The organism is Lachnospira multipara ATCC 19207, assembly GCF_000424105.1.
GTDB classification, from domain to species: Bacteria; Bacillota; Clostridia; order Lachnospirales; family Lachnospiraceae; genus Lachnospira; species Lachnospira multipara.
This window is the reverse complement of record NZ_AUJG01000023.1, coordinates 17224-29922: the sequence shown is the minus strand read 5'-3', so window position 1 is coordinate 29922 and position 12699 is coordinate 17224. Positions and strand designations below refer to the sequence as shown.

Genomic DNA, 12699 nt, shown 5'->3' with positions numbered 1-12699 from the left:
AATTATATGTAACAAAAAATGCCGTGTTATTCGCAATTCATCCCACCACCTACACTTCGTTTAGAGGTGGGGGATTTCTTGCTCACGGCATGTTAAAAAGGAGTGAGCCACAAGGTCATAGCTCATAACTCACTCCTTTAATTTCCTTTTTATTTAATACTAAAAAACACCAAGGCTCATAAGTAATAAGATAAATAGACAAACTGGAGCTATATACTTAATCATAATTGTGAATAAGCCCTTTCTGCCCATCTTATCTCCGCTTTTTTCTACTTCTTCAATAATAGCTTTTGGCTTAATTACCCAGCCTACTAAGATACATGTAGCAATAGCTGCTATTGGCATTAAGATACTGTTACTAATGTAATCCATAATATCTAGGATCTGACCTACTGCTCCGTTTGGAAGCTTAAATTCAAAGTAAAGGTCGTTGTAACCAAAGCATACAAGGCAAGCAAGAATGAATGCAATAAAGAATTCAATAATTACTGCCTGACCTCTATTGTAGTTCTTATCGCTATCAATCATGCCAGATACAATAGCCTCAAGTACTGACATAGCACTTGTAATGGCTGCAAAGAGTACCATTGCAAAAAATACGACTCCGATTAGATTTCCAATCTTACCCATTGATGCGAAAATCTTAGGTAATGCTACAAACATAAGGGATGGTCCTGAAGACATGCCCTCTGTTCCTGAAAATACATAAACTGCAGGAATAATCATAACACCTGCAAGGAAAGCTACTACTGTATCAAAGATTTCAATCTGGTTAATTGACTTTGGTAAGTTAGCATCATCTCTTACATATGAACCATAGGCTATTAAGATACCCATAGCTACTGATAATGAATAGAATAACTGTCCCATAGCATCCATTACTACTGTAAAGAACTTCTTGATTGTTATTCCATCCAAGTTAGGAATTACGTAATATTTTAATCCCTGTACACCAGTTCTTACTACACCGCTGTCATCTGTCTTACTAATTGTTAATGAAAATATAGCAATTCCCACAACTAATACAAGTAATATTGGCATAATAATCTTTGAAAAGGATTCAATACCTTTATTTACGCCTAAGTAAATTACAATACAAACTAATAATAAGAATATAAACATCATAACGATTGGTTCTGCTTTACTAGTGATAAAATCAGTAAAATAACCTTCTGTAGCTGCGTCAACGCCATGTCCTGTTATGAATGCAATTAGGTACTTTAATACCCATCCACCAATTACACAATAATAAGGTAATATGATAAAAGGCACGATGCTTGATAACCATCCAAGCCATGTCCACTTCTTATTCAATACACCATATGCTGTTAGGGGGCTTTGCTTAGTTTTCCTTCCTATTGCAATTTCAGCGGTTACTAAGGTGAATCCGAAGGTAAGTGCAAGCACGATGTAGATGACTAAAAATAAACCTCCTCCATCTCTTGCTGCTAGATATGGAAATCTCCAAATATTTCCAAGTCCAACTGCGCTTCCAGCTGCGGCCAATACAAAACCTATTGACCCACCAAAAGTTTTTCTTTTCTCCATAAGTAAACGTCCTCCAATTAGCTTTGTTCGGATATGAAATTAATTATAAAACCTGTTGTTATATCAATTTGATCCTTGTTAGTTATAGTAGCGTTTCCGTCGCCATCTTGCAAGCCATAACTTCCAAAAAATGAATGGCATCCACCTTGTATGACCTCTTCAACCCAGTTGTCAGGCAGATTTGACTTATTTTTCTCATAAGAATCTTTTTTTAGTACACCATCCTCAGATCCATAAATTGACAATACATTTATATTAGTTTTAGACAAATCCTTAGTGGAATAAGCTGCAAGTAGGATAAGGCCTGTGTACTCACTGCTATGTTTACTTATATACATAGAAGCACAAGCTCCCCCAAGAGAGTGGCCTGCCATATACCAATCTGTTATTTCAGGGAAATTCTCCTTAAGGCCATCCGCCCTGTTAATTCCAAGAATAGCTAAGTTTCTTGGCATCTTTACCAAAATGCATAAAACCCCTTCACTGGCTAGTTCATGGAGTAATGGTGCATAGGAAGTGTACTCTACCTTTCCTCCGGGATAAAAGATAATTCCTGCCTTTACATCTCCTGTGGGACTAAATACCATATCGTTACTATCAAGCATATATACATTTACGTCATCATCTGATTCTAAACTAGTGTCCACATTTTCACTGGCCTTATAATAATCGGCTGTATAGACAAAAAAAGTTGTAAACAATACTGCTATAACAAGCAAAACGCTTATTAAGACTCTTCGAATAATTCTTGCTTTCTTCATATAAATCTCCTTCAATAAAATAAGAGCGGATTTGATTTTCCGCTCCAAAGCTAGTAAGAAAAATCTTACTAGCTCGTAAATTATATTATAGCCTAAAAAAAGAACTAGAAAACTATTTTTTACGAATAGTTTCCTAGTCCATATTCTTTATTGTTCTTAGTCCTATATTGTTGTCTCTTCTTTACTCCAAAAATCTACTGGCTCATAATCCTGTAGTTTGGCTATAAATCCTAATCTTTGAAGCTCATCCCATATATATTCTAAAGTCTTTTCATCTGATGCTACAATTGTATGGTAATGATATCCGGAAGTTATATGCATAAGCAAGGTGCTTTTCCCGCTTTTAATCTCTTCCATATATTCCTTTATATCACGTCTTGAATGAATATTCATATCGGCCTTTAAAACGCCGTAAACTCTATGATATACGAAGATATCCTTAACCCAGCCGCCTAAATCCACGATTGCATTAAGCTCTGTCTCCACATCATCATCGGTATGATAAACTTTAAATACCCTAGAAAATTCCTCATTCTTAGCACTAATTACGTATCCTCTATTAGTGGAATAGATATCAATGTTCTTAGCTCTAATCAAGGCAATATCTTGAACTATGACCTGTCTACTTACATCGAATTTTCTAGCCAAAGCTTCACCAGACATAGGCTTATCTGATTTTTTTAAAATATCAACAATACCTTTTCTTCTATCTTCACCATTCATCTGGCTAATCCTTTCTAAATCCTATTATAGAATAATTATAATTAATTATCCCAAAATCTTCAACAAGGCTAATTATAAGGTTAAGACTTTTTCTAAAGTCTAGCTCATTTTCTAGATATTACTCTGTTGGATGAAGATTCTTTAAAGATAAGTCCATAATTGGTGCTGAGTGAGTAAGTGCACCACTTGAAATGAAGTCTACCCCTAGGTCTGTAAGTCTTTCAATGTTTTCCTTTGTTACATTTCCAGAAACCTCAACCTCTGCCTTCTTATCAATAATCTTCATGGCCTTTTCCATATCTTCATGGCTCATATTATCAAGCATGATAATGTCTGCGCCAGCTTCAATAGCTTCCTTAACCATGTCAAGATTTTCAACTTCAACTTCAATCTTTCTTACAAATGGAGCGTATTCCTTAGCTGCAAGGATTGCTTCCTTTACGCCGCCTGCTGCCCCAATGTGATTATCCTTAAGTAAAACACCATCTGTTAGGTTGTATCTGTGGTTATTGCCGCCACCAACTCTTACAGAATATTTTTCAAAAATTCTATTGTTAGGGCTTGTCTTTCTTGTATCAAGTAACTTTGTCTTAGTACCTTTAAGTAAAGAAGCCACGCTATTAGTATAAGTTGCAATACCGCTCATTCTCTGTAAATAGTTAAGGGCTGTTCTTTCGCCGCAAAGTAAAACTCTAATATCGCCATCTACCTGGCCGATCTTTTGTCCCTTAGTTACCTTGTCGCCATCCTCTACGCTAAAGCTAACTACTGTTTCAGGGTCAAGTAATTTGAAGGTTCTTTCAAATACCTGAAGGCCGCAAATAACGCCCTCTTCCTTGGCAATTAAATCTACGCTACCCTGCTTCTTTGTTGGCATTACACTATTAGTTGTAACGTCTTCACTTGTAATATCTTCCTTTAATGCTCCTAAAATTAAAGGATCAACGTTAAGTCTTAATGTTACTTCATCAAACATAAATAATCTCCCATTCTAAGCTCTTAAAGCCTTATAAATTCTATTTTCCTCATCTATCTTATCTTTAACTAGTTTCTTGTAAGTCTCATTTAGAGCCTCTTCGTCCTTATACTTATCTAAATCCACCTCAGCAATAATCTTATCTGCGTTATTTACAATAAGACTTGCCTTAGAATCAAGCTCCTTGTTTGTCATATCAAGGGCTGCTCTTTTTGCAAATACAAGACTTTCAAGTAATGAGTTACTAGCTAGTCTATTTCTACCATGTACGCCGTTGCAAGCTGTCTCGCCTACAGCGTAAAGATTTTCAAAATTAGTCTTAGATTCATAGTTAACCTTAATTCCACCCATGAAATAATGCTGGGCTGGAACTACTGGAATTGGCTCCTTAAATACGTCATAGCCTGCTTCCTTGCAGTGAGCAATAATATTAGGAAAATGTTCCTCTAACTCTTTTTTAGGAATTGTACGTAGGTCTTCCCAAACGAATTCAGTCTTATCCTTTGCCATCTGCTTTTTAATTTCCTCTGTTAAAAGGTCACGAGGTAGCAATTCATTTACAAAACGCTTGCCATTCTTATCATAAAGAAGGGCGCCCTCACCTCTTACAGATTCTGAAATTAGAAAGCTTCTTTCCTTGTCATCCTTTGAATAAAAGGTTGTTGGATGAATCTGCACGTAATTAATATTCTTTAATTCGATGCCATGTTTAAGGGCAATTGCAAGAGAATCTCCTGTAAGGTGCTTAAAGTTTGTTGAATGCTTATAGATTCCACCAATTCCGCCTGTGGCAAGAATTACTGTCTCTGCCTCAACTTTTACAAGTTCCCCATTAGCATCCTTAACTACTGCGCCAACACATACCTGATCTTTTTCAATAATATCAAGCATTCTTGTATTTTCATAAAATGTAACATTTGGCAATGTCTGAACTTTTCTTAAAAGTGTTGATGTAATTTCTTTACCTGTTACATCCTTATGATAAATGATTCTGTTAGTAGAGTGAGCGCCTTCCTTAGTGTAGGCAAGGTCTCCCTTCTCATCCTTATTAAAGTCTGCGCCATATTCTAGTAGGTCCTCTACGACCTCAGGTGATGACTTAATCATGATTTCTACCGACTTCTTATCATTTTCATAATGACCAGCTTTTAGGGTGTCCTCAAAAAATGATTCGTAATCCGACTTGTCCTTTAACATGCACATTCCACCTTGAGCTAGGAAGGAATCTGAGCTTTCTAGGTCGGACTTAGTAATAATTGTAATCTTTTTGCTCGCTGGTAAATTAAGGGCTGCATATAGTCCTGAACATCCACATCCGACGATTAAAATATCTGTCTTGTTCTCCATAAATATACCCCTTTCTTTTATAGCTCCTACTTGGCTGCAAGTTCAAGCATGCGCTCAAGTGGAACTAAGGCCTTAAGTCTTGTTTCATCATCAACAAAGACTTCGTTACAGTCCTCTTCTAGACAATCTAAAATCTTATCAAGAGTGACTTTCTTCATATTGATACAGATCTGATCTGGCTTTAATAAATATAACTTCTTATCAGGTGCCTTCTTATTAATTTCTGCTAGTACACCATCAACTGTTCCAATAAGGAATTCTTCCTCATCAGAATTTACTACATAATTAATGATTCCTGATGTAGCTCCAATGTAATCTGCCTCATCAAGTACATCCTTTGTACATTCTGGATGTGCTGCAAGCTTTGCATTAGGATGTGCCTTCTTAGCATTTAATACATGTTCCTTTGTGATTGCTACGTGTCTTGGGCAAAAGCCGTTATTAAGAATTACATTCTTCTCTGGAACCTGCTCAGCCACGAAACGACCTAGGTTCTGATCTGGAATAAAGAAAATGTTCTTATTAGGCAAGCTCTTCACAATCTTTACAGCATTAGAAGATGTGACACAGACATCAGAATATGTCTTTAGTTCAGCTGTTGAATTAATGTAACAGACTACAGCTAGATCATCGTACTCTTCTCTCATCTTTAAAATCTCTTCCTTAGTTGCCATGTGAGCCATTGGACAGTCCGCTGATGCATCTGGCATAAAGACTCTCTTGTTAGGATTTAAAATCTTAGCACTTTCACCCATGAACTCTACACCTGCAAAGATTATTCTATCCTGGTCTACCTTAGTTGCTACCTTGCTTAAGTAAAATGAATCGCCAACGTAATCAGCTATCTCTTGAATTTCCTCGTCTACATAATAGTGAGCTAAAATTACGGCGTTCTTTTCCTCTTTAAGCTTTAAAATATCATCTACTATTGACATAAATCTCCTATCCGCAGTCCTTTCTTTGCTTGTCAGTATAGTTATTAGTTAGGTTTCCTAATAACTATACCTAAAGCCCCGTTTAATCTGCTAATAACGTTTAAGGTTAAACGTTGTAATGACTATACCACTAAACTTTACAACTGACAAGACAGTTGTAAAGAAAAACTGTTAAGTGTGTAAAAAAAATGGGAATCCTATTGGATTCCCACTGCTGCTTTTGCTAATTTGTCAGCCTCTTCATTGCCTTCCACTCCGGAATGGCCTTTGACTTTGATAAAATGTATATCTATCTTATCTTTTACCGATTGAATATAGTCGTAATATTTAATTGTGCCGGTCTTGTTTCTCTTCCACTCTCCAAGAGCCCAGGCTCTAATTCCCATATAGTCAAAATAAATGTAGACTTCTGATAGGCCAAGTTCTATAGCTTTCTTAATAGCTGCCATACTACCTAGGATTTCTCCTGATACATTTCGCATTGAGGCCATCTCTTTATCGCTTCCTGATCCTTGTAACACGTACTTTTCCTTGCCTACTATTAAAAATCCGCCATAGCCATAAACTCCAGTGGCAATATTAAAAGAGCCATCCACGAAGGCGTAATTGTCATCAATAGTCTCGGGTCTTGTGACATTTTCATTATTAGCCTTATTAGAGCTAGGAGCTTTAGTGCCTGTCGCTGTCTCATAGCCTATCTCCATAAAGGCCTTTGCCTCCTCTAGACTTGTAAAGCTCTTATATATTGCTCCCTTAAAGCCTGTAACCAAGGCCTTACATTCATCCCAACTTTCATAAATTCCAGGCTTTCTGCCTGCCTTTACTGCGTAATATTTCTTTGCCATATCTTTTCTAGTTAATAAAATTTCTAATAAATTTGAAACCCTAGTAGCATAGCTTCCTAGTTTGGTCTAAATTCATCCTTAACCTTATTAACTGCATCCTTTACTTCGTATTCTACTTGCTTTGCAATGGATGTGATTCTAAGGACTGAAACTAGATTTACAATGCCCTCATAAATTAAGATAACACCGATAAATACCATTAGTGTTGCACTTGTTGCAAAAGGATTAACTAAGGCTACTACTCCTAAAATTAGCATTAATATTCCTGAGAGAATTTCAAGCCACCAAGAAGGGGAATTTAGTCTTTTTAATTCTATTGCATATTGAATCATTAACACGCCATTAATCATAACAACTATAGAAAGAATTATACCAAAAAATGCTGCTATTTCCACAGGATTTATGATAAAAAATAGTCCTAAGAAAATAAGTGTTAAACCCTGCACCAAACCAAAGGATGCAAAAATTACTGATTTATCTGTTCTAAAGTAAGTAATTACTCTTAGCACTCCCCATACTAAAAATAGTGCGCCAAATATTCTACAGATAACAATCTGAGCTCCCATAGGCTCAATAATTAAGTATACCCCCACAACTATTAACGCAATAGACAACAAAATTATTTCGTTAATTACTGTCTTGATTTTTTGTAAAATCTTGTCCATTAAATGCCTCCTTGAAATTAATTGTCTTTCTAGTTTTCTACTCTTGCAGAAATATTCTATATTAAATTTTATTTCTACCTAATTTAACTAAGATAGCATTACGCTTCTTATTAATTAAAGATAGTTCCTGTCTTGCTGAGGAATCATCTCTTTTTTTCACGTCTTTAATAATATCCCCCAGTAGCTTTGATATAGGATTAATACCAAGTTCCTTAGCTTTTTCATCCATTTCTTTGGCTGTATTTAGTGCTGCGCTAAATTGCACGTTGGCAAGTCTTTGATCAAGCCTTGAAAAATCGTAGCTTTCAAGAAATGTCACTAGCTCTTTTATATATTGTTGCATAACTTTATCGGAGCCTATATCCATATCTTTAAATCTGGAATTTGAGATATCTGCTCCTAATCGTCTTAAATCACCTATATTCTTTTTTAGCATTTTATTCTGGATATGACCCGTTATGTCTAAGGGCTTTTTAACGCCTCTATCCGTAACATTTCTATATAATGCCATAAATTTACCTCTTATAAAAACTATAGGTATTATTTATATATTATACAAGAAATGAAGTTTGATAACAAGAAAGCAAAATCATAACAGTCAAAAAGCATGATAGTCAAGACTCGCTCGCGAGTCTTGCGCGCCGGATTCGGGTCTGCACTGCAGACAAATTCCTGTCCGAATCCGTGCGCATCCTCGCGGAGCGTTTAACTCAGTCGGAGCTTGTACTCCGACTGAGTTAAAAAAGCTAGGTACTAAAGCACCTAGCTAAAATCTTATCTAATTATTATTATCTAAATTATTATTCGCCCATCTTAGCAAGCTTAGCTGCCTGATCTGCTGCGATACAAGCATCAATGATTTCCTGAATGTCACCATCCATAATCTTATCAAGCTTATAAAGTGTAAGACCGATTCTATGGTCTGTAACTCTACCCTGTGGGAAATTATAAGTTCTGATCTTCTCAGCTCTATCACCAGTACCAATCTGGCTACGTCTAGCATCTGCTTCAGCATCATGAGCCTTCTGTGTTTCTATGTCGTATAACTTAGCACGAAGTAAGGCAAAAGCCTTCTCCTTATTCTGAATCTGAGACTTTTCAGTCTGAGAATAAATAACAATACCTGTAGGATAATGTGTTAAACGTACAGCTGAATCAGTTGTATTGACACACTGACCGCCGTTACCAGAAGCACGCATAACATCAATTCTAATATCCTTCTCATTAATCTGAATATCAACTTCTTCAGCCTCTGGCATACATGCTACAGATGCAGTTGAAGTCTGGATTCTACCATTAGATTCTGTAACTGGAACTCTCTGAACTCTATGAACACCTGATTCATACTTCATGATTGAGTAAGCTCCCTGGCCCTTAACCATAAATTCGATTTCTTTAAGGCCACCGATACCTGTTTCATCACCTGATAAAACCTCAACCTTCCAGCCCTTAGACTCAACATAATGAGTATACATACGGAATAATTCTGCTGCGAAAAGTGCTGCTTCTTCACCACCGGCACCCGCTCTAATTTCCATAATGATATCCTTATCATCGTTAGGGTCCTTAGGAAGAAGTAAAATCTTAAGCTCATTCTCAAGTTCTGCGATTCTAGCCTTAGATTCTGCTAATTCTTCCTTAGCTAAATCCTTTAATTCTTCATCTGATTCTTCATCAAGAATAGCTAAGCTATCCTCAACATTCTGCTTATTAGTTTTATATTCTGTATATGCAGAAATGATAGGAGTAAGATTAGCCTGCTCCTTCATTAACTTTCTAAACTTAGCCTGATCATTAACTACATCAGGGTTTGCAAGTTCTGCATTAATATCTTCATATCTATTAACTGTATCTTCAAGTCTATCAAACATATCCATAAGATTAACCTAACCTTTCAATAACCTAATTTAACTCACACGAATATTTATTCTAACATTAGTAAAGAAACTATGCAAGATGTTTTAGTTAGAGGCCGTCCTCCAATTTAGCTATCACTACTCTATCAAGTCCTGAAAGGTCTTTATAAACTTCTATATTTACAAAGCCCTTAGAAGCCATAATATCCCTTACTTCCTCTGCCTGGTCACTACCGATTTCGTAAGCAAGATATCCATCCTTTTTTAGAAAATGTATCGCTTCCTCAGTGATCTTCTTATAAAACTTTAGTCCATCGCTGCTGCCATCTAGGGCAATATATGGGTCGTGTAACTTAACTTCCTTATCAAGCTCATCTATTACAGCAGTCTTAATATACGGAGGATTTGAAACAATGATGTCAAAAGAATTTCTTAAATTATCATTTAAGTTTTCAAAAAGGTCACTTTGCATAAAATCTACGGCATCTGCCCCAAGCTTTTCCTTATTGGCCCTTGCTACTTTAAGCGCTTCCTTGGATATGTCAACTCCTAGAAATACTGCTTCTTCTCTAGTAAGTCTAGACTCTAGGGCAATTGTCTCAATAATACAACCTGAGCCTGTACACATATCTAAAATGTGGTCGCCTCTCTTAACTAACTTAAGCACTCGCTCTACTAAATTTTCTGTGTCGTATCTTGGAATAAGTACACTACTATTTACATTAAATTCGCGGCCGTAAAAGTAGGCGATTCCTGTTATATGTTGTAAGGGTTCATGGCTAGCTCTTCTATTTATTAGGGCTTCATATCTTAACTTTGTCTCTTCATCTATGCTTTCTTCTCTTTTTAAAAAGAAGTCAGTTGAGGAAATATTAAGGCAATGAAGCATTAATTCTTTAGCGTCATAGCTAGCATTTTCAATATTAGCTGCTTCTAATATTCTACTGGCATTAAGAATCTCTTCCCTTATAGTCATATTTATCCTTTCTATCAAAAAGGACTGTAAAAAATATATACAGTCCTTTTATTAATTCGTAATTTAATTATTCGCTTAATCTCTATGTCTTGTCTTAAAAGCTGGCATTTCAACTTCTTCTGACTCAGCCTCAGCTTCGATTTCTTCTACTTCTTCAAACTCAAAGCCTGCATCATCATCTTCTTCTGATAAATCTTCAATAGCTAAATCAAGGTCGCCCTCTGCATCAGCTGATACTTCTTCAAATTCAAAGGAATCATCCTCTAGGGCTGTTTCTAAAGTCTCGTTAGCGCTTACATTTTCAAAAGAATCATTAGCTGGAACTTCTTCTACTTCTTCAAATACGAAGTCGTCTTCAATAGAAGCTTCAGTATCTTCTGCTACTTCTTCTAAAGGCTTAGTTACTGTAGTAAAGTTAGCACTTTCATAATTGCCTGCGCTGTGATTAGCTGGATTACCCTCAGCTTCTTCAAGCTCATTAATTGTCTCATAAACAGACTCTAAGCTATCGCCTTGCTGCGTAGCCTCAAATTCCTTAGCAGCCTTGATATACTTCTCTTCCGCTGTTAATTCCTTCTCATCCTCTTCTTTATTCTCAACAACGATGGAACGTGTAGTTCTATGTCTCTTTCCAACCTGAGCTGCTGAAATTGAAAGCTCTCTTTCAGAATTTTCAATATCTTCCACGAGATTTTCTGAACCTTCATAATACTCTTCAACTAAGAACTTCTCCCAATCAAATACCTTCTCCACTGCCTTAATAGCAACTTCGATCATATCCATATCAGGTTCCTTAGTTGTAAGTCTCTGAAGCCACATACCTGGCTTACTCAAAGCTCTTGTAAACTTATTGTCATTCTTTCCAGCCCACATGATTAATTCATAAGATAGGCCAGCAATTAAAGGGATTAAAAGCACACGAATAATAATCTGTGCTGCTGTATTCTCCACTCTAATAAAGATAAATAAAACAATACTAATAAACATTACAACAAATAGGAAACTTGTTCCACATCTCTTGTGATATCTAGAACTGTTCTTAACATTCTCTGGTGTAAGTCTTGCACCATGCTCGATACAGTTAATACACTTATGCTCTGCGCCATGATACATAAAGGTCCTCTTAATGTCACTTAGCTGAGAAATTACCACAAGGTAGAGAATAAAAATCAATACTCTTACAATGCCTTCAAAGAAGTTTAACAATCCCTTTGAAGCCACATAATTTGACAATAATCTTGATACTGCAAATGGTAGAATCATAAATAAGCCAACAGCTAAGAAAATAGATATAATAACTGTTACTGCCATAAGGATAGATTCAAACTTATCCTTAAAAATATTCTTACCAATCTCATCAATCTTTGTCTTTTCCTGTTCTGATGGATCTTCGTAAAATGTTGATGAATAGTTAATTACACTTATTCCTGTAAATAACGAATCAAAGAAGTTAAAGATACCTCTAATTACTGGGTAGTTTAACCATTTATATTTCTGTGTGGTCATCTTGCAATCTTTTACAATGACTTCAATTTCCTGGTCTGGCTTTCTGACTGCAACGGAATACTTATCCTTGTTGCGCATCATAATACCCTCTATGACTGCCTGACCACCAATGCCTGACAATTTCATTATCTAGTCCTCCAAATATTCTAGCTATCTATTATAAGCTAACATTAGCTAAAATTTATTCAATAACAAACATATTTATAATAACATTAGTTAGAGGCTTTAATCAAGCCTAAGAAAAGCCATCCCTGCGAATAGTCCTAAAGTTTTTATAAACTAAAAAAGATTGAGGCATACACCTCAATCTTTAATATTTTAATATTAGTTGTTAACACCATACTTCTTGTTGAACTTATCGATACGTCCACGAGCTGATGCTGCCTTCTGCTGACCTGTGTAGAATGGATGACACTTAGAACAAATTTCTACGTGAATCTCTTCCTTTGTTGAACCTGTTACGAATTCGTTACCACAGTTGCAAACAACCTTAGCCTGGTAATACTCTGGATGGATACCTTCTCTCATGATTTCACCTCTTTACAATTAAGAATAATTTAT

13 protein-coding genes are annotated in these 12699 nt (G+C 36.0%); all 13 read right to left on the bottom strand.

The window, feature by feature from the left end:
• Window positions 1-159: 159 nt before the first annotated feature.
• Entirely contained in the window at window positions 160-1548 is a 1389-nt protein-coding gene (locus G600_RS0112555; protein WP_034246497.1) for a sodium-dependent transporter, read from the bottom strand.
• 17 nt (window positions 1549-1565) lie between these two features.
• A complete protein-coding gene (locus tag G600_RS0112550) occupies window positions 1566-2309 on the bottom strand; it encodes an alpha/beta hydrolase (RefSeq protein WP_027432213.1) in 744 nt (247 codons plus the stop codon).
• A gap of 162 nt (window positions 2310-2471) precedes the next feature.
• A complete protein-coding gene (locus tag G600_RS0112545) occupies window positions 2472-3032 on the bottom strand; it encodes a transcription repressor NadR (RefSeq protein ID WP_027432212.1) in 561 nt (186 codons plus the stop codon).
• Between the two features lie 118 nt (window positions 3033-3150).
• Window positions 3151-4008, bottom strand: coding sequence for a carboxylating nicotinate-nucleotide diphosphorylase (nadC, locus tag G600_RS0112540; protein ID WP_027432211.1), 858 nt, complete (start codon window positions 4006-4008; stop codon window positions 3151-3153).
• Window positions 4009-4023: 15 nt separating this feature from the next.
• Window positions 4024-5355: an L-aspartate oxidase gene (locus tag G600_RS0112535; RefSeq protein ID WP_027432210.1), complete on the bottom strand. Its 1332-nt coding sequence runs from the start codon at window positions 5353-5355 to the stop codon at window positions 4024-4026.
• 26 nt (window positions 5356-5381) lie between these two features.
• Window positions 5382-6290: a quinolinate synthase NadA gene (gene nadA, locus G600_RS0112530; protein ID WP_027432209.1), complete on the bottom strand. Its 909-nt coding sequence runs from the start codon at window positions 6288-6290 to the stop codon at window positions 5382-5384.
• Between the two features lie 197 nt (window positions 6291-6487).
• Entirely contained in the window at window positions 6488-7135 is a 648-nt protein-coding gene (locus tag G600_RS0112525; RefSeq protein WP_027432208.1) for a ribonuclease H1 domain-containing protein, read from the bottom strand.
• 56 nt (window positions 7136-7191) lie between these two features.
• Window positions 7192-7800, bottom strand: coding sequence for an HdeD family acid-resistance protein (locus G600_RS0112520; protein WP_027432207.1), 609 nt, complete (start codon window positions 7798-7800; stop codon window positions 7192-7194).
• A gap of 61 nt (window positions 7801-7861) precedes the next feature.
• Window positions 7862-8311 (bottom strand): hypothetical protein, encoded by a 450-nt coding sequence (locus G600_RS0112515; RefSeq protein WP_027432206.1) that lies wholly within the window; start codon window positions 8309-8311, stop codon window positions 7862-7864.
• A gap of 289 nt (window positions 8312-8600) precedes the next feature.
• Window positions 8601-9671, bottom strand: a complete 1071-nt coding sequence (gene prfA, locus G600_RS0112510; RefSeq protein ID WP_027432205.1) for a peptide chain release factor 1 — start codon at window positions 9669-9671, stop codon at window positions 8601-8603.
• 94 nt (window positions 9672-9765) lie between these two features.
• On the bottom strand, window positions 9766-10632 hold the full coding sequence (gene prmC, locus G600_RS0112505; RefSeq protein ID WP_027432204.1) for a peptide chain release factor N(5)-glutamine methyltransferase: 867 nt from the start codon (window positions 10630-10632) through the stop codon (window positions 9766-9768).
• Window positions 10633-10707: 75 nt separating this feature from the next.
• A complete protein-coding gene (locus G600_RS16105) occupies window positions 10708-12264 on the bottom strand; it encodes a DUF1385 domain-containing protein (RefSeq protein ID WP_081669494.1) in 1557 nt (518 codons plus the stop codon).
• Between the two features lie 198 nt (window positions 12265-12462).
• Window positions 12463-12666: a 50S ribosomal protein L31 gene (gene rpmE, locus G600_RS0112495; protein WP_027432203.1), complete on the bottom strand. Its 204-nt coding sequence runs from the start codon at window positions 12664-12666 to the stop codon at window positions 12463-12465.
• Window positions 12667-12699 lie beyond the last annotated feature (33 nt).